Below are 19,179 nucleotides of genomic sequence, written 5' to 3'. Positions count from 1 at the left end.
ACCCTGACCCGGAAACACAAACGCCAACCCACCAGCACGCACCGACCCCGCCACCACACCAGAGCCCTCCCGCCCCCCAGCCAGGCCGACAACACGAGACAACAACTCACCCCGACCAGCACCGAACACCACCGCCCGATGCTCGAACACCGAACGCCGAGACAACGACAACGCCACATCAGCGTCACGCGCACCGGACCCCTCACCGCCGAGCCAACCCGCAAGCCCAGCAGCCTGCTCGACCAGTGCCTCACGGGACTTGGCCGACAGCACCCAGACACCGCCGATCGGGCCCGAGGCATCAGCGGCAGGCAACTCGACGTCGGCAGCATCCTCCGGGGCTTGTTCGATGATGACGTGGGCGTTGGTGCCGGACAGCCCGAACGACGACACACCCGCCCGTCGGGGACGGTCCTGCTGCGGCCACGCGCGTTCGATGGTGAGCAGCTCCACCCGGCCCGCCGACCAGTCCACATGCGACGAAGGCGCATCCACATGCAGGGTGCGTGGCAACACTCCCCGCCGCAGCGCCTCCACCATCTTGATCACACCGCCGACACCGGCAGCGGCCTGCGTATGCCCCACGTTCGACTTCAACGACCCCAGCCACAACGGCTCCGCATCCACCGGCCGCTGCCCGTAAGTCGCCAGGAGCGCCTGCGCCTCGATCGGATCACCCAGCACCGTGCCGGTGCCGTGGGCCTCGACCGCGTCGACGTCCGACGGAGTCAACCCAGCCGACGCCAACGCCGCCCGAATCACCCGCTGCTGCGAAGGACCGTTCGGAGCAGTCAACCCGTTCGACGCACCGTCCTGATTCACCGCCGAACCCGCCACCACCGCGAGCACGGGATGCTGGTTACGGCGGGCGTCCGACAGCCGTTCCAACAGCAGCACACCGACGCCCTCACCCCACCCCGTCCCGTCCGCCCCCTCCGCGAACGCCTTGCACCGCCCGTCCACGGCAAGGCCCCGCTGCCGCGAGAACTCCACGAACGTCTCCGGCGTCGCCATCACCGTCACACCACCGGCCAACGCCAGATCACACTCACCCACCCGCAACGCCTGCGCAGCGAGATGCAACGCCACCAACGACGACGAACACGCCGTGTCCACCGTCACCGCCGGACCTTCCAGCCCCAGCACATACGACACCCGACCCGACACCACGGACTCCATGACGCCCGTGCCGAAGCCCTCGACCCCGTCGGCCGAGCCGCTGCGGCCGTAGTCGTGTCCCATGACGCCCGCGAAGACACCGGTCCGTGAGCCCCGCAGGGTCAGCGGATCGACGCCGGCCCGCTCGACGGCCTCCCAGCACACCTCGAGCATCAGTCGCTGCTGTGGGTCCATCGCGCCGACCTCGGCCGGTGAGATGCCGAAGAACCCGGCGTCGAAGCCCGCCACATCCGCCAGGAACCCACCCCGCCGCACATACGACTTCCCTGAGGCATCGGGATCCGGATCGAAGAGGCCCTCGACGTCCCAGCCACGGTCCGAGGGGAAGTCACCGATCCCCTCGCCGCCCGAGCGGACCAGATCCCACAGACCCTCCGGAGACACCACGCCGCCCGGAAAACGGCATCCCATCCCCACCACCACGACCGGATCCGAGTTCCTGGCGGTCAGCTCGGCATTGCGCCGCTTCAGTGCGGCGACCTCCTTCGCCGCACGGCGAAGCGCACCGACGAGGTCTTCCTTCGAGGCACTCACTGCGGGATCCATCTCTGTGATCGGGTTCGGGTTCATCGGTGCCGGCGAGCGCCTGGCCGCGTCGAGTCGTTACCGGCCACACCCGGTTACTACCGGCCACCACCGGTCGCTGCCGGCCAGTACGGGTCGCTGCCGGCCACTACGGGTCGCTACCGGTCGCCGCCGAACGGTGTCGCCGAGGACGGGAGCAGGTCGACCACCTCGGGGGTGAAGAACTCGGAGCGGTCGATGAGGCCGGCGAGCAACGCGAAGTAGCGGGCGGTGAGTTCCGGCGTGCGGGCGACGGCGCGCAGCAGCGCGATGCGGGAGTCGGTGATGCGCAGCTTCGCGAGGTCCAGGGCCATGCGGTAGGGCTCGCGGAGGAGGTCGTAGGTCTCCTTGGTGAAGCCGGCCAGGCAGGAGTCGACGCCGGCGGTGTCGTCGAGGTCCTGGCCCGCCAGCGCGTCGGAGAGGAGCTGGGACTGGGTGAGCGCGTTGGTGATGCCGCGGGCGGTGATCGAGTCGAGGTGGTGGCCGGCGTCGCCGAGCAGCGCCCAGCCGGGGCCGTCGGCGCGGCGGAAGAAGTTCTGCTGGTTGCCGGTTCCGGTCAGGCCGTCGACGCGTTCGGCGTCGCCCAGTTGCTCGTGCAGGTCGGGCGCGTTGCGCTCGACGGAGGCGAGGTGTTCGGCGAGTGGGTCACGGCGGATGCGGTCGAACTGTTCCTGGGGGAAATAGGTGGTGACGAGGGTGATGCCGTCGTGGGTGGGGATGCGGACGATCCAGCTGTCGGGGCGCTCGTGGTAGCCGAAGCCGGTCTCGATGCCTTGCCAGGCGCTGTAGTAGACGCAGCTGACGGGCTGGTCGGCGGTCCGGAACGGGGCGTCCACCAGGGAGGCGAGCCGTGATCCCTGGCCGTCGGCGCCGATGACCAGCTTGGCCGGTATCGTCCGCAGGCCATCCGCGGTCTGGACGCGCACGCCGACGACCCGGTCGTCGCGGCGGACGACTTCGCGCAGACTGGTGCGATCGTGGAAGTCGGCGCCCGCCTCCACCGCGGCCCGCACCAGCAGTTCGTCGAGGACGCGGCGGCGCGGGGCGTAGGCGGCGTCCGAGTACGGGGTGGGCGGTGTGGCAGCGGTCAGCCGGAGGCCGGCGACGTCGTAGCCGACCGTGGTCAGGGGCGGGCAGCCGGATGCGACGACGGCGTCGAGGACGCCCCAGCGGGCGAGCAGGGCCACGCCCGGCGGGTGGACGTAGAGGGTGGACATGGTGTCCGAGGGGAATCGCATCCGGTCGATGAGCAGTACCTTGCGCCCCTGCCGGGCCAGCAGCAGCGCTGCCGAGGCTCCGGCGCAGCGCGCACCGACAATCACGATGTCGTACGTGTCGCGTCGGCTTCCGTCATCCATGTCGCGTCGACTTCCGTTCGTAGCCTCGGGTGGACATCTGGGGAGACATGCCTGCCGCCGCCCCGGCAGGCGTCTCCGGCACCGTCTCGGCGGGCATCCGGTCTAGCGCTCCCTCATCCGGCGCAGCTTCGGGCGGGCGGAGGCCGCCGACGTCCGCAGTACGGGTTCGAGCTGTGCCACCGTCGGGTTCTCGAAGATGGTCCGCATCGTCACGGTGACCCCGACGACGGAGCGGATGCGGCTGACCAGCCAGGTGGCGCGCAGCGAGTGCCCGCCGAGTTCGAAGAAGTCGTCGTCGAGGCCGACCCGTTCGATGCCCAGCACCTCGGCGAAGAGTCCGGCCAGGGTCTCCTCGCCGGGGGTGCCGGGCGCCCGGTAGTTCCGGGTGGCCGCGTCCGCGGCGCCGCCGGCGTCGGCGGGGCCGATGTGGACCAGGCTGTCGGGGAGGCGGCGTACCAGGTGGCCGGTGCGGTGCAGCCGGGAGCCGGGGACGGCGGAGAGCGGGTCGGCCACGAGCCGCGTCGCCGTGACGGCGGGCTGCTCCTGCTCCGATCGGGAGCTTCCTGGCCCGGAGCCCTTCGCCCCGTTGACCGCCCTCTCGTCGACCGTCCCCCCGGCGGCCGGTCCCTCGGCTACGGGCCCTTCGGTCACCGGCTCGTCATCGACCGGCCCCTCGGTGACCGCTCCCTCGGTGAGGTACAGCTCCCCGATCGCGCCCGGCGGTACGGGCTGCAGGCCGGGTCCGAGGACGACGGCGGCCGGGCCCGCGGCGAGGAGGCCGGGCAGCGGGTCGGGGAGGTGGTCCGTCCCGGCGTCGGGGGCCGCCGGGACGGACGGCAGGAGGGGCCTGTCGGCGAGTGACCGGACGACGTCCTGTCGCTCGTCCGGGCCGAGCAGGTCGATCGCGGCCAGCCGTGTGGCCGGATCGGCGGCCAGCGCCTGGCAGATGCGGACGAGTTGGGCCGCCGTGTACTCGGCGACCGGCCGCGGGATCTGGTCCGTGCGGAACTTCAGCAGGACGCGCAGGTCCGGGTCGGCCGCCGCGACCACCGCCATCGGGAAGTTGTTGGCGGCGATGGTGCGCAGGCCGCTGACGGTCATCCCGGTCTCCTGGTTGGCCTGGACGAGGCCGGCCTGGTCGACCGGGTAGGAGTCGAAGCTCAGCAGGGTGTCGAACAGCGACCGCATCCCGGTGGCCTCGTAGATCTCGGTGAGGCCGATGTACTGGTGGTCGAGCAGGGCGACCTGCCGGGTCTGCAGGTCGGAGAGGTACTCGGCCAGGGTGAGCCGGGGTGCGCAGGCGACCCGGACGGGAACGGTGTTGATGAACAGGCCCGGCATCGCGTCGACGTCCGGTACGTCGGCGGGCCGGCCGGACACGGTGGCGCCGAAGACGACGTCGGTGCGTCCGGTCATGGTGGCGAGGAGCAGGGCCCAGGCGCCCTGGACGACCGTGTTGAGGGTGACGCCGAGGTCCGCGGCCCGGCGGGCGACCATGCGGGCGGTCTCCACGGGCAGCGGTACGTCGATCTGCTCGACCTCCTCGACACCGTCGCCGGGCCGGTGTCCGGTGCCGGCCAGCAGGGTCGGCTCGGTGACCCCGGCCAGCTCGGTCTCCCAGGCGCGCAGGGATTCCTGCCGGTCGCGGGTGGCGAGCCAGGCCAGGAAGGTGCGGTAACTGGGCACACGGGGCAGCTCGGTGTCGTCGCCGTCGGCGTAGACCCACAGCAGGTCCTTGAGCAGCAGCGGCAGCGACCAGCCGTCGAAGAGCACGTGGTGCGCGGTGAGGACCAGCTCGTACCGGCCGGGTTCGAGGGTGACCAGCATCAGCCGGAGCATCGGCGGTGCGGCCATGTCGAAGCCGGAGTCGCGGTCCGCGGCCAGTAGTCGCTCGAAGGCGGCGGTGCGCTCGGCGTCGTCGAGGCCGGACAGGTCGCGGTGCTGCCAGGGCAGTTCGACGGCCTGCCGGATCACCGACACCGTGGTGCCGGACTGGGTGACGAACCCGGCGCGCAGGTTGGCGTGCCGGTCGAGCAGGGTCTGTCCGGCGGCGCGCAGCCGGTCGGGGTCGACCTCGCCCTGGAGGTGGAAGACGTACTGGACGTGGTAGGCGTCCGCGCCGGGGCCGGCCAGGCTGGCGTGGAAGAGCAGGCCCGCCTGCATGGGGGTCACCTGCCACACGTCGGCGAGGCCTGGCTGGGCGCGCTCCAGTTCCTCCAGTTCCGGCTGGGTCAGGGAGACCAGCGGTACGTCGGAGGGGGTGAGCCCGCCGGCGTCCGCGGCGGCGAGGTGGCGGGCGAGTCCGGTGAGCGCCTCGACCCACAGTTCGGCCAGTTCCCGCACCGCGTCCCGGCCGATGGCGCCGGCGGGGAAGGCGAAGGTGGCGCGGAGCGCGGGTCCGTCGGGTCCGTCGGTGACGGCGGCGCCGATGTCCACGAGGGCCGAGACGGGCATGTCGGCGTCCAGGGCCGGGGCCAGCAGGTCGCCGTCGGCGAGCGGGAGCCAGGTGGCGCCGTCGCCGCGCCGGGGCGTCGTGCCGCCGGTGACCCGGCCCAGGTAGTTGAAGGCGATCTGGCCGGTGGGGTGGCCGGCGAGGCGGGGGGCGGTGTGCGGGTTGAGGTGGCGGAGCAGGCCGTAGCCGATGCCCTTGTCGGGGACGGCGAGCAGTTGTTCCTTGACCTGTTTGACGGCACGGCCCGCCGAGGGTCCGCCGCGCAGCGCCTCGTCGAGGTCGACGCCGTCGACGTCGAGCCGGACCGGGAACAGCGTGGCGAACCAACCGACGGTGCGGGTGAGTTCGGCGCCGGGGACGACCGCCTCCTCGCGGCCGTGTCCTTCGAGGCGCAGCAGGGTGCTGGTCTCGGGCTCGTCGCGGCGGCGGCGCCAGGTGGCGACCGCGAGTGCCAGGGCGGTGAGCAGGCCGTCGTGGGCACCGGCGCGGAACCGGGCGGGCAGCGTGGTCAGTACCGCGTCGGTGGTCTCGGCGGACAGGCTGACCCGTACCTGGTCGACGGTCGACACGACGTCGACGGCCGGGTTGAGGGGACGGTCGCCGAGCAGCGGGTCGGGGCCCCGCACGGTGTCCAGCCAGGGCGGCAGTTCGGCGGTGCGGCGCTCGGTCAGCGCTTCGTCCCGCAGGGCGTGGGACCAGCGCCGGGCCGAGGTGCCCACCGGTTCCAGCGCGGGGGTACGGCCGAGGCGTACCCGCTGCCAGGCCGTGGTGAGGTCGGTGACCAGGATCTGCCAGGACACGCCGTCGACGGCGAGGTGGTGGGCGACGACCGCGAGCCGGCCGCGCCGGGCCGGGCCGTGGTCGAACCACACGCAGCGCAGCAGGACGCCCGCCGCCGGGTCGAGTCGGTCCGCGGCCGCGTCGAACTCCGTGCGTACGGTGTGCAGCGCGGCCGGGTCGTCGGGGTCGCCGGTCATCTCGATCCGGTGGATCAGTTCGGCGGCCCGGACGGTGCCCGGTGCGCCGGTCTCGAGTTCGGTGCGGCTCTCGGCGTCGGTGACGAGGCGTGCGCGGAGCATGTCGTGCCGGTCCAGGACGGCGTCGAGGGTGACGGCGAGCCCGACCGGGTCGATGCCGAGGGGCAGTTCGAGCACCATGGACTGGGTGTAGCGGGAGATGTGCGGTCCGGACTCGGTGAGGAAGCGGGCGATCGGCAGCAGTGGCATCCGGCCGACGCCGCCGCCGTCGAGTTCCTCGAGGACGGGGCGGTCGGCCGTCCGTCCTGCGACGGCGGCGAGTTCGGCGACGCTTCCGTGGGCGAACACGTCCTGGGCGGTGATGTCCAGTCCGGCCGTGCGGGCCCGGGCCACCACCTGGATGGAGCGGATGCTGTCGCCGCCGATGGCGAAGAAGTCGTCGTCGGCTCCGACCCGGTCGATGCCGAGTACGTCGGCGTAGATGCCGGAGAGCAGGACCTCGGCGGGGGTGTGCGGCGCGCGGTATCCGGTGCTCTCGAAGGCGGGGACGGGCAGCGCGGCGCGGTCGAGTTTGCCGTTGGGGGTGAGCGGCATCCGGTCCAGGACCATGACCGCGGCGGGCACCATGAACTCCGGCAGCCGGCCCGCCACGTACTGGCGCAGACCGCGCGGGTCGAGGGGGGCGGTCTCGAACTCCATGTCGATACTGGCGCCGGCCGCCGTGTGGCCGAAGGAGCCCGCCGTGCGCAGCGGCACGACGTGACCGACGAGCCGTTTGCCGTTGTCGGTGTCGACCACGACCACGGTCGCCGCCGACACCATCGGGTGGGCCAGCAGCACCGCCTCGACCTCGCCGGGTTCGATGCGGATGCCGCGCACCTTCACCTGGACGTCGGCGCGGCCGACGTACTCGAGCACCGGCCCGTCGTCCGAGCCGGGCTGCGGTGCGATCCAGCGGACCAGGTCGCCGGTGCGGTACAGCCGCCCGCCCGGCTCCTCACCGAACGGGTCAGCCACGAATCTCGACGCCGTCAGGTCCGGCCGGCCCCGGTAGCCACGTCCCACCACGTCGCCGGCCACGTACAGTTCGCCGGTCACGCCGATGGGGTTGGGGGTGAGGCCCGGTCCGAGGACGTGCATGCGGACGCCGTCCAGGGGGCTGCCGATCGGCACCGGTCCATCGTCGTGGACCCCGGCGGGCACCTCGTGCGTCGAGTCGTAGAACGTCTCCGACTGGCCGAACGAGTTCACCACCCGCACCCCCGGCCACACCGCCCGCACCCGGTTCACCAGAGACATCGGCAACGCCTCACCGGCGAACACCAGCGTCTCCACCCGCACCCGGCCCGCGATGTCGTCCAGCAACTCGGCGAACACCGACGGAACCGTCGACACCACCGACCCCGACCACGACTCCCGCTCACCCAGCACCAGCACATCACGCACGACCTCGACACAGCCACCACTGACCAGCGTCGCGAAGATCTCGAACACCGACACGTCGAACGACACCGACGTCGACGCCAGCACCCGCGAACCCGGCCCGATCCCCACCCGAGCCGCCAACTCCCCCACAGCCGCCACCACATTGCGCTGCGTGACACCCACACCCTTCGGCTCACCCGTCGAACCGGACGTGTACATCACATACGCCAGGTTCTCCGGACGTGGGCCGGGCAGTGCCGCGTCCCCGCCGGGGGCCGCCGGATCGTCCACGTACAGCCTCGGGACACCGCCCGGCACCACGTGTTCGGTGGCGCGGTCGACGAGCACCACCGGCGGCTTCGCACCCGCCAGCACCGCGTCCAACCGGGCACTCGGATAACGCGGATCGATCGGCAGATACGCACCACCCGCACGCCACACCGCCAGCAACCCCACCACCAGATCCACCGAACGCGGCAACGCCAGACCCACCACCACATCCGGCCCCACACCCGCCGCCACCAGACGCCCGGCCAGCACCGACGCCCGCGCGTCCAGCTCGCGATACGACAGCTCCACCCCGTCACACACCACCGCCACCGCACCCGGCGACACCCGAACACGCCGAGCCACCAACGACACCACCGTCTCCCCGGCGGCCTCGGTCGCGGCGGGCGGTACCGGTCGGGTGGCGGGGAGGAGGAGGCGGCGCTCGTACGGCAGCAGGACGTCGGCGGCGGTGACGGGGAGCGCCGGGTCGGCCACCACCTGCTCCAGGACCCGGGTGAACCGCTCGGCCAGCTCCTCGGCGGTCTCCCCGTCGAACAGGTCGAGCGCGAACTCCAGATGACCGGCCAGCGTCCGCTCCCCGGACTCCGCCCGCACCTCGTTCATCGTCATCATGAGGTCGAACTTGGACGTGCCCGTGACCGCCGACTCCAGGGACCATCCGGACTCGGCGCGCGCCGGTTCGACCCAGGCGGCGTCCTGCAGCACGAACATCGCCTGGAACAGGGGGTGGTAGGCGCGTGAGCGGTCGGGGTTGAGCAGCTCGACGAGCCGCTCGAACGGCAGGTCCTGGTTCTCGTACGCCGCCAGCGCCTTGCCCCGGACCCGGTCGAGGACCGTGCCGAAGGAGGGGTTCCCGGACAGGTCCGCGCGCAGCACCCACGTGTTGACGAAGAAGCCGATCAGATCGGTCAGCGCCTCGTCGGTCCGTCCCGCGATCGGCGAGCCGATGACGACGTCCTCACCGGCGCCCAGGCGTGAGAGCAGCACCGCGAACGCCGACTGCAGCACCATCGACGCGGTCGCGCCCCGGCTGAGCGCCAGCTTCTCCAGTTCCGCGAACAGTGCCGGCCGCAGCTCGAAGTCGACCATGCCGCCGCGGAAGGTCGCCACGGCGGGGCGCGGGCGGTCCAGCGGCAGAGCCATCGGCTGCACCACGTCCGCCAGCTCCTCGCGCCAGTAGGCGAGCTGCCGCCCGACCAGGCTGTCGGGGTCGGACTCGTCGCCCAGGAGTTCGCGCTGCCACAGTGCGTAGTCCGGGTACTGCACCGGCAGCGGCGCCCAGTCGGGTGCGCGGCCGGCCTGGCGGGCCTCGGCTGCCCGGGCGATGTCCCGGGCGAAGGTGGACATCGAGCCGCCGTCACCGGCGATGTGGTGCACGACCATCACCAGCAGATGGGTCGGCTCCGCGTCCTCGCCGTCCGCCGCGACACGCAGCAGACGGCTGTGGATCGGGAGTTGGGTGGCCAGGTCGAAGCGGTGCTGCACGACCTCGGTGACCGCCGCGTCCCGGTCCGCCGCCGCGACGTCGATACGCGGCAGCTCGAACCGGACCTGGTCCGGCGGCATGACGTGCTGGTGGGCGATGCCCGAGGCGTCGGCGACGAACAGTGTCCGCAGGCTCTCGTGCCGGACGATCACATCGGTGACGGCGGCCTCGAGGACGGCCCGGTCCACGTCGCCGGGCAGCCGCACGGCGAGCGGGATGTTGTACGTGGCCGACGGGCCCTCGTACTGGTGGATGAACCAGAGCCGCTGCTGGGCGTAGGAGAGCGGCACCCGCTCCGGGCGCTCGGCCGCGGCCAGCGGTGGGCGGGTGGCGCCCTCCGTCAGCCGGGCGGCCAGGCCGGCCACGGTCGGGGACTCGAAGACGGCGGTGATCGGGAATTCGGCGTCCATGGCGGCACGGACCCGGGCCACGAGACGGGTGGCGCGCAGCGACTCGCCGCCGAGCGCGAAGAAGTCGTCGTCGATGCCGACCCGTTCCCGGCCGAGGACGTCCGCGACGATCTCCGCGAGGACCTGCTCACGCGGGGTGCGGGGCGCGCGGTAGGGGCGGGCGGTGCTCTCCGGCTCCGGGAGGGCCTTGCGGTCCAGCTTGCCGTTGGGCGTCAGCGGGAAGTGGTCCAGCACCATGATCACGGCCGGGACCATGAAGTCGGGCAGGCGTTCGCCGGCGTGGTGGCGGAGCTGGTCCGGGTCGATGCCGGGGGTCGCCTGGCCGGCGGTGCGGGCCGGAAGCACGTAGGCCACCAGTTGCCTGGCGGCGTCGGCGCCGTGTGCGACGACCACGGCGCGGTCCACCGCCGGGTGGGCCTCCAGGGCCGCCTCGACCTCGCCGGGTTCGATGCGGATGCCGCGCACCTTCACCTGGACGTCGGCGCGGCCGACGTACTCGAGCACCGGCCCGTCGTCCGAGCCGGGCTGCGGTGCGATCCAGCGGACCAGGTCGCCGGTGCGGTACAGCCGTCCGCCCGGCTCCTCACCGAACGGGTCGGCCACGAACCTCGACGCCGTCAGGTCCGGCCGGCCCCGGTAACCCCGCCCGACGACCTCGCCGCCGACGTAGAGTTCACCGGCCACGCCCACCGGCACCGGACGCAGGCTGGGTCCGAGGACGTGCATGCGGACGCCGTCCAGGGGGCTGCCGATCGGCACCGGTCCCTCGTCGTGCACTCCGGCGGGCACCTCGTGCGTCGAGTCGTAGAACGTCTCCGACTGGCCGAACGAGTTCACCACCCGCACCCCCGGCCACACCGCCCGCACCCGGTTCACCAGAGACATCGGCAACGCCTCACCGGCGAACACCAGCGTCTCCACCCGCACCCGGCCCGCGATGTCGTCCAGCAACTCGGCGAACACCGACGGAACCGTCGACACCACCGACCCCGACCACGACTCCCGCTCACCCAGCACCAGCACATCACGCACGACCTCGACACAGCCACCACTGACCAGCGTCGCGAAGATCTCGAACACCGACACGTCGAACGACACCGACGTCGACGCCAGCACCCGCGAACCCGGCCCGATCCCCACCCGAGCCGCCAACTCCCCCACGGCCGCCACCACATTGCGCTGCGTGACACCCACACCCTTCGGCTCACCCGTCGAACCGGACGTGTACATCACATACGCCAGGTTCTCCGGACGTGCGTCGCTCAACTCGGGGAGGAGGCCGTCGAGTTCGGGTTCGTCGACGTGGATCCGCGGCAGGTTCTCGGGGATCACGTGTTCGGTGGCGCGGTCGACGAGCACCACCGGCGGCTTCGCACCCGCCAGCACCGCGTCCAACCGGGCACTCGGATAACGCGGATCGATCGGCAGATACGCACCACCCGCACGCCACACCGCCAGCAACCCCACCACCAGATCCACCGAACGCGGCAACGCCAGACCCACCACCACATCCGGCCCCACACCCGCCGCCACCAGACGCCCGGCCAGCACCGACGCCCGCGCGTCCAGCTCGCGATACGACAGCTCCACCCCGTCACACACCACCGCCACCGCACCCGGCGACATCCGAACACGCCGAGCCACCAACGACACCACCGTCTCCCCGGCGGCCTCCGGGACGGTGTCGGCCACGGCGACCGCCGTGGGTGCGGAGGCCGGTGCCAGGTAGTCGCGCTCGTAGGGCAGCAAGACGTCGACCACCACGACGGGCAGCGCCGGGTCGGCCACCACCTGCTCCAGGACCCGGGTGAACCGCTCGGCCAGCTCCTCGGCGGTCTCCCGGTCGAACAGGTCGAGCGCGAACTCCAGATGACCGGCCAGCGTCCGCTCCCCGGACTCCGCCCGCACCTCGTTCATCGTCAGGCGCAGGTCGAGGGTGAGCGGCTGTGCGCCCGCCGGTTCGGGACGCTCGGTGTCCTCCAGGGCGAACAGCACCTGGAACAGCGGGTGGTGGGAGGGCCGGGTGCCGGGAGCCTGGGCGCCGGGGGCGAGCGCTGCCACGAGGTGGGCGAACGGCACGTCCTCCTGTTCGGCCGCCGCCAGTGCCTTGGTGTGGACGCGGTCCAGGAGCGTGCCGAAAGAGGGGTTGCCGGAGAGGTCGGCGCGCAGCACCCGGAACGCCTCGGCGCCCTGGACCGCCGGGGCGGGTGAGCCGATCACGATGTCGTCGCCGGCGCCCAGGCGGGACAGGAGTACCGCGAGGGCGGACCGGAGGACCGTGGACGGTGCGATTCCACGGCCGGCGGCCAGCTTCTCCGACGCGGCGAACAGCTCCGGCCGCAGTTCGAAGTCGACCACCGCGCCGCGGGAGCTCGCCGCCGCGGGTCGCGGGCGATCGGCCGGCAGCTCGATCGGCCCGCGGACGCCGGACAGTTCGGCCCGCCAGTACGCCAGCTGCTGCGCCGGCCTGCTCTCGCCCGCGGAGGATGGGGTCACGACAACAGCTCCGTTTCTGGTTGCACCGTGTCATCGGACACGCATCGATCGTCTCGATCCGGACCTGCGGATCCCCGGTCACCGTGCGGACCGGCGTCACCGGCCCCGCACGGCTCGGCTCGGACAGCCGTCCGCGCCGCCGGTCGGCCTGCCGCGGAAAAGCGGCGGGCCCGGCGGCCGCGACAAACGTTTAGCGATAAACCGAAGTGAAGACCCGAGGAATCACGGCCGACCCGACGGAAAATGTCAGTCATTGCTCTCGCCGCCGGAGATTAGCGGGCCCGAGCGGCGGTTGTCTGCGGTGGTCGGGAGCGGAATCCGGAAGTGCGGATTCCACGGTAAAGATTTGGTTCGTTTCACGACCGGGGAACCCTGATCCATACCCCGCCACGGGGTGCGGCATCCGGCCGGCCGCCGCGACGATCAGGGTCCGGACCAGTTGGTTTCATGACGCACCGTACTGAAAGAGGAGTCCTGTTCGAACCGGTCCCCGGAATGCTCCCTCGCGGTACCATCCGGACGTCCCACTATCCGATCGGGGCGCCGAAGGGAAGGCCGCGCGCCGCACGGCGTGCCCGGTCTTTCCTGCGAGCACCGGCAATCAGACCAGCTTCGTCACACTGCGCTACAGAGCATCAACACGGGGGAATGGCGATGCACGAGCACCTGCGCCTTTGCGGATCACGCCAACCACGACCGACTGACCCTCGGTCACACCAAACCCGCCGTCCCGGATTAAATCCGGCATCCCCACCCCTCGGACGATATCGGCACGTCAGCGAAATGCCGGAAAACCGCACAACCGACATGCCAGGGCGGTCGGAATGACAATAGAGCCGAAAGGTGACATCCGGATAGTTCTGGTCGACGACCACCGGCTGTTCCGGGAGGGCGTCCGGGTGATCCTCTCCGTGGAACGCGACCTCCACGTTGTCGCTGAGGGCGGAGCCGGGGAGGCGGTGGGCATGGTGGCCGCACACCACCCGGACATCCTGCTGCTCGGGGTGCAGCGGCCGGGCTCGGCCCCGGTGATGACGATCCGCCAGGTCACCAGGGTCTCGCCCGCCACACAGGTCGTCATCCTCTCCACCCACTCCGACAACGACCTGATCCTCAGCCTGGTGACCGCGGGGGCCGCCGCGTATCTGTCGAAGAACATCGGCGGGCAGGAGCTGCGGTCCGAACTCCGGCTGGCGGCCTGCAACAGCAGGATGTTCACGGTGCGGGTACCGCGGGCCAGGATGGCCGGCCACCAGGCGCCCGTACGGCCCCTGGTCGCGCTCACCGACCGGGAGACCGAGGTCCTGCGGCTCGTCAGCCAGGCGATGACCAACTCGCAGATCGCCGCCAAGCTCTTCGTCAGCGAGGCCACCGTCAAACGGCATCTGACGAACGTCTTCACCAAGTTCAAGGCCCGCTCCCGGCTGGACGCGGTGAACCGGGCCGTCGCGCTGGGCCTGCTCGACGGCCACGAGGGCCGGGCCGGCATCGGCTGACCCGGCGCCCACCGCGCCGGACCGCGTCCCCTACCGGACGGTCTTCTTGCCGAAGACGGACCTGGCCCACGCGTAGCCGACCACGGCGATCCCGGCGCACCACACCACGGACAGCCAGGCGTGGTCACCGACCGGCTGATCGGTGACCAGGCCCCGCAGCGCGTAGATGACATGGGTGATCGGCTCGTTCCTGGCGAACGCCAGCAGCCAGCCGGGCATGCCGTCGAGCGGTGCGAAGGCACCCGACAGGAACGGCAGGAGCGAGACCAGCGACGCCATGCTCGCCGCGGAGGACGTGTTCGCCGCGGCGAGTCCCATGCCGGTCGCCAGCCACGAGATCGCGAACAGCATCAGCACCACGATGCCGGCCGCCGCGAGCCAGCGCAGCGGGCTGCCGCTGGGCCGGAAGCCCATGCCGAGCCCGGCCAGCACGACCACCACGACACCGAATCCGGTGCGGATCGTGTTGCCGACGACATGCCCGACGAGGACCGAGCCCCGGGAGATGGCGAGGGTGCGGAACCGGTCGATCACGCCCTCGTTCATGTCGGTGCTCACCGCGACGGCGGTGGCGCTGCACGAGTAGGCGGCGCCCATCACGACGACGCCGGGGATCAGGTAGTCGATGTAGCGTCCGCCGCCGACGTCGAGCGCGCCGCCGAAGGCGTAGTTCATCAGGCACAGCAGTACGAGCGGCAGCGTGATCGACATCAGCAGGGTCGACGGGTTGCGCCGGGTGTGCCGGAGCACCCGGCGGATCATGGTCGTCGAATCGGACACCGCGTAGCCGATGGCGCTCATCAGATGGTCGCTTCCTGTGCGTCGGCCTCGTCGGCGCCGCGGCCGGTGAGCGCGAAGAACACGTCGTCGAGATCCGGGGAGTGGATGGAGAGGTTGTCGACGTCGATGGACCGGCCGTCGAACTTGTCCAGCAGGCCCTTGATCGAGGCCACGCTGCCGTCGCTGGGCACGTCCACCGAGAGGAGGTCGCCGTTGCTCCTCGGGTCGCCGAGGATGCCGCGGGCCGCGTCCAGGCTCTGCTGGTTCGCGAAGGTCAGCGTCACATAGCCGCCGGGCACGCGCTTCTTCAGCTCGTCCGGGGTGCCCTCGGCGACCAGCCGGCCGCCGTCCAGCAGGGCGATCCGGTCGGCCATGTGGTCCGCCTCGTCCAGCATCTGGGTGGTGAGGAAGATGGTGGTGCCCTCCGCGACGAGTTCGGAGACCAGTTGCCACATGGTGCGCCGGCTGCGCGGGTCCAGGCCGGTCGTCGGCTCGTCGAGGAAGATGACCGCGGGCCGTCCCACGAGGCTCATCGCCAGGTCGAGCCGGCGCTTCATGCCGCCGGAGTAGTGGGTCGCGGCCTTCCCGGCGGCGTCCACCAGGTCGAACCGCTCCAGCAGTTCCGCCGTCCGCGCCCGGCCCTCCCGCTTGCCCAGATGCGCCAGGTCGGCCATCAGCTGCAGGTTCTCCTCGCCGGTGAGGAGCTTGTCGACCGCCGAGAACTGGCCGGTGACGCCGATCGCGGCGCGCACCGCGCGGGGCTCGCGGGCCAGGTCGTGGCCGGCCACCCGGGCCTGCCCGGCGTCCGCGCCGATCAGCGTGGTGAGGATCTGGACGGTGGTCGTCTTGCCGGCGCCGTTCGGGCCGAGCAGGGAGAACACGGTGCCGGCGGGAACCTCGAAGTCGATGCCCTCGAGCACCGTCTGCGGGCCGAACGACTTCCTGAGCCCGGCCACCTCGATCGCGTTGGTCGAGGGCGCGCTTGTCATGTTGTCCTCATCTTCTCGTCGACCTCATCGACGGACGCTGGATGGCCTGCGAAGGCACCTGCCGCACGGTGCGAGGGGGGAGGGCTGGACGGCTCGTCGCGAGCGGGTCCGCCGGACGGGCTCCGGCCGGTCGGGGGGGCGGGCTGCCCGAGGTCGGCCGCCCGGCGCAGCCAAGGTAGGGCGCCCGCGGAATTCGAGCAATATCGCGACGTGCGCGACCACCGCCCGGCAAGTCGGTTCGGACCGAGGGGAGTTGACGGCCGCATGCGGATATTCCGCAGTCGGCCGCCGCACCGTCGGCGGCACGGATCGGCCACCGCGCCGGTGCCGCCTCCCGGTCCGGCGCGAGACGCTACCGGGCCGGCACTCGCGGAGCCAGCGGCGACCGTGCGAAGCCCCAGGCGGCGGGGCCGCGCCACCACCTGGTTCCGGCCACCGTCGGCCGGCCGACGTCTGCGCGGGGGCGCGGTTCCGTAAGGGCCGCGCAATGAGACGAAAGTCGTAGGCGGCGTACCACCCCCCGCTCAACTAGGAGCCAAGGAGCGCGGAGCGGATCGCGGAGTCCGGAACTCGCTGTTTTACTCACGGCTGGCGGGACGATCTCGGCGCCAGGCGGCCGGCAGGGCGCCGGAGGTCCGCACACCTCCGACGGGAAACGGGGGTCCGCGATGTTTCGAAACGGGGGCAACACATTGGGCGTCACATACGTAAGTTCCCTGCGGCAGAACCGGGTGGCCGCACGGCCCCGGCTGAGCGAGGTCCGCGACATCCGGGACAGCGACATCGTCACGGTCTCGATCGCCTCGCTGCTGCCGGCGAACTCCCCGCGGCTCACGGAGGTGGACGAGCACATACAGGTGCTCTCCGAGACCGACTCCGAACTCCCTCCCATCCTGGTGCACCGCGACACCCTGCGGGTGATCGACGGCATGCACCGGCTGCGCGCCGCGCAGCGGCGGGGCGCCACGACGATCGCCGTGCGGTACTTCGACGGGGACGAGCGTGAGGCCTTCGTCCTGTCGGTACGGCTCAACAGCGCGCACGGCCTGCCCCTGACCCTGGCCGACCGCAAGAACGCGGCGCTGCGCATCATCAACTACCACCCCGAGTGGTCGGACCGGTCCATCGCCGGACTGGTCGGCATCTCCGACAAGACGGTCGGCGCCATCCGGCGGCGGGAGGGCGACAAGCTCCCCCAGTTGACGAGCCGGATCGGCCGGGACAACGAGAGCTATCCGCTCAACGCCATGCAGGGCCGGCTGCGCGCCAGTGAGCTGTTCCGGCAGAACCCCGGCGCCAGCACCCGCGAGGTCGCGCGGCTGGCCGAGATCTCCGCCACCACCGCCAAGGACGTCCGCAACCGGCTGCTGCGCGGTGAGGACCCGGTGCCGCCGAAGCAGCGCGAGCGGCAGGGCGGCACGGCGCAGCCGGTCCGGCCGGCCCAGCCGGTCCGTCCCGTGCCGGCCCGGGCTGCGCGGGCCCGGCGCCCTTCGGCCGTCGAGCTGAGCCGGCTGCGTACCGATCCTTCGCTGCGGATGTCGGAATCGGGCCGTACGCTGCTGCGCTGGCTGGAGGCGCTGGGCAGCGGCGAGGGCGAATGGGCGGCGATCGCGGACTCCGTGCCCAGCCACTGCGCGCCGGCTGTCGCGGAGATGGCCCGGCGGCGGGCCGACGACTGGCAGAGCTTCGCTATGGCTCTGGACCGGCGCGTTCGGATAACTTCCGTTTAGCCGGCGGGTTTCGGCCGGCTCGCCCGTCACCGACCAAGCCTGACTTTCATTCAGCCGGACTTACGCCCCCAGTCCGACTTCTGTTCAGCCGGACTTCGTTAACGGTCCGGCCACCGTTCGACTCGACTTGGCGCGGCCTGACTCAAATTCAGTCGAGCCGCGTATTCACCCGGCCGCGATTCGACCGGACCTGGATTCGGCGGATAATCCAGCCGAACCCCTTCACTCGGACAATTCGCACCACCCTGCGGAGAGGCATCATGAGCGTGAACCCATTCGACGACGAGTCCGGCCGGTTCTTCGTGCTCGTCAACGGCGAGGAACAGTATTCGCTGTGGCCGGCGTTCGCCGAGATCCCCAAGGGCTGGCGGGCCGTGTTCGGCGAGGAGGGCCGGGCCGAATGCCTGGACTTCGTCGAGAAGAACTGGACGGACATGCGCCCCAGGAGCCTGCGGGTGGCCATGGAGGCCGACAGCGGCGGCGCCGTCGCCTGATCACCCGGCCACCGCAGGGCCCGGTTCGCCTCACCCGGACAGAACCGGGCCTTGTGGTGGTTCCGACCTGGTTCCGACCCGCAGCGGAAGACCTCCGGGCATCCCAGAAAGGGCCCTCACGCGTGCCTGGCATCTCCAGATCCGCACGGCGCCGGCATTACCTGCTGTGCGCGCCGACCCACTTCGACGTCCGCTACTCCATCAACCCATGGATGGACCCCGGGCAGCCCACGTCCGGCGATCTCGCCGTCTCCCAGTGGCAGCGGCTGCACGGCCTGCTCGTCGACCTGGGGCACACCGTCGAACTGATCGAGCCGGTGCCCGGTCTGCCCGACATGGTGTTCGCCGCCAACGGCGCGATCGTGGCGGACGGCCGCGCGCTGGTGGCGCGGTTCCGCCACCCGGAACGGGCCGGGGAGGCCCCCGCCTACCTCACCTGGTTCCGCGACCGCGGCTACCACGACGTACGCCAGGCCACCGTGGCCAACGAGGGCGAGGGCGACTTCCTGACCGCCGGCAAGCTGATCCTGGCCGGCCAGGGGTTCCGCAGCGACCCCGCCTCGCACGACGAGGTACGCGCCTTCTTCGGCAAGGAGGTGCTGAGCCTGCGCCTGGTGGATCCGCGCTTCTACCACCTCGACACGGCGATAGCCGTACTCGACGAGGAGGAGGTCATGTATCTGCCGCAGGCGTTCTCCCCGGAGAGCCGGGAACTGCTCGCGGAGCGCTACCCCGACGCGATCACCGCCACCGAGGACGAGGCCTGTCTGTTCGCCCTCAACGCGGTCTCGGACGGCCGTCACGTACTGTTGCCGACGGCGGCCACCCGGCTCGCCGCCCAATTGCGGGAACGCGGTTTCGAGCCCCTCGGCGTCGACACCACCGAATTGCTCAAGGCGGGCGGCGGCGCGAAGTGCTGCACTCTGGAACTGCACGAGCCGGCGCCCGGACCGGCCGTCCCGAACTGAGCACGCTCGACGCGCACCCGCGGCCGGTCCCCCGTGGACCGGCCGCTCGTCGTTGCGGCCCTCGCGTCGTGGCCCCCGTCGGCC

Annotated in this window: 9 protein-coding genes; 4 read left to right on the top strand and 5 right to left on the bottom strand. The window is 71.7% G+C overall.

The annotated features are described in order from the left end of the window. The 3 genes from ACZ6B1_RS33990 to ACZ6B1_RS33980 form a co-directional block, all read right to left on the bottom strand. Positions 1-1,713 (bottom strand): type I polyketide synthase (locus ACZ6B1_RS33990; RefSeq protein WP_468784621.1); only part of this gene is annotated, 1,713 nt, incomplete at its 3' end. Between the two features lie 149 nt (positions 1,714-1,862). Continuing rightward, positions 1,863-3,101 carry an NAD(P)/FAD-dependent oxidoreductase gene (locus tag ACZ6B1_RS33985; protein WP_468784620.1) on the bottom strand — a complete coding sequence of 413 codons (1,239 nt, stop codon included), beginning with the start codon at positions 3,099-3,101 and terminating at the stop codon, positions 1,863-1,865. A 102-nt stretch (positions 3,102-3,203) separates the two neighbouring features. Further along, entirely contained in the window at positions 3,204-12,638 is a 9,435-nt protein-coding gene (locus ACZ6B1_RS33980) for an amino acid adenylation domain-containing protein (RefSeq protein WP_468784619.1), read from the bottom strand. Positions 12,639-13,462: 824 nt separating this feature from the next. On the opposite strand from ACZ6B1_RS33980, the gene ACZ6B1_RS33975 reads away from it, so the two are divergent. Further along, the gene (locus tag ACZ6B1_RS33975; RefSeq protein ID WP_468784618.1) at positions 13,463-14,134 is read left to right on the top strand and encodes a LuxR C-terminal-related transcriptional regulator; all 672 of its coding nucleotides are present in this window, start codon (positions 13,463-13,465) and stop codon (positions 14,132-14,134) included. Positions 14,135-14,164: 30 nt separating this feature from the next. On the opposite strand, the gene ACZ6B1_RS33970 is transcribed toward ACZ6B1_RS33975, so the two are convergent. Beyond that, positions 14,165-14,935 carry an ABC transporter permease gene (locus tag ACZ6B1_RS33970; RefSeq protein WP_468784617.1) on the bottom strand — a complete coding sequence of 257 codons (771 nt, stop codon included), beginning with the start codon at positions 14,933-14,935 and terminating at the stop codon, positions 14,165-14,167. After that, positions 14,935-15,903 carry an ATP-binding cassette domain-containing protein gene (locus tag ACZ6B1_RS33965; protein ID WP_468784616.1) on the bottom strand — a complete coding sequence of 323 codons (969 nt, stop codon included), beginning with the start codon at positions 15,901-15,903 and terminating at the stop codon, positions 14,935-14,937. The genes ACZ6B1_RS33970 and ACZ6B1_RS33965 overlap by 1 nt, the downstream gene beginning before the upstream one ends. Positions 15,904-16,634: 731 nt before the next feature. On the opposite strand from ACZ6B1_RS33965, the gene ACZ6B1_RS33960 reads away from it, so the two are divergent. From ACZ6B1_RS33960 to ddaH, 3 genes are all read left to right on the top strand, one after another. Beyond that, positions 16,635-17,633, top strand: coding sequence for a ParB/RepB/Spo0J family partition protein (locus ACZ6B1_RS33960; RefSeq protein WP_468784615.1), 999 nt, complete (start codon positions 16,635-16,637; stop codon positions 17,631-17,633). 260 nt (positions 17,634-17,893) lie between these two features. Then, on the top strand, positions 17,894-18,127 hold the full coding sequence (locus ACZ6B1_RS33955) for an MbtH family protein (RefSeq protein WP_468784614.1): 234 nt from the start codon (positions 17,894-17,896) through the stop codon (positions 18,125-18,127). Positions 18,128-18,249: 122 nt separating this feature from the next. Next, a complete protein-coding gene (ddaH, locus tag ACZ6B1_RS33950; RefSeq protein ID WP_468784613.1) occupies positions 18,250-19,095 on the top strand; it encodes a dimethylargininase in 846 nt (281 codons plus the stop codon). The last annotated feature ends 84 nt before the right edge of the window (positions 19,096-19,179 follow it).

Source organism: Streptomyces sp. NPDC041129, from assembly GCF_055592265.1.
This window is presented reverse-complemented; position numbering and strand designations above follow the sequence as displayed.

Coding starts and splice junctions, on each gene's coding strand:
- ACZ6B1_RS33985 (WP_468784620.1), bottom strand. CDS start 3,101: ATGGATGACGGAAGCCGACGCGACACGTACGACATCGTGATTGTCGGT.
- ACZ6B1_RS33975 (WP_468784618.1), top strand. CDS start 13,463: ATGACAATAGAGCCGAAAGGTGACATCCGGATAGTTCTGGTCGACGAC.
- ACZ6B1_RS33970 (WP_468784617.1), bottom strand. CDS start 14,935: ATGAGCGCCATCGGCTACGCGGTGTCCGATTCGACGACCATGATCCGC.
- ACZ6B1_RS33965 (WP_468784616.1), bottom strand. CDS start 15,903: ATGACAAGCGCGCCCTCGACCAACGCGATCGAGGTGGCCGGGCTCAGG.
- ACZ6B1_RS33955 (WP_468784614.1), top strand. CDS start 17,894: ATGAGCGTGAACCCATTCGACGACGAGTCCGGCCGGTTCTTCGTGCTC.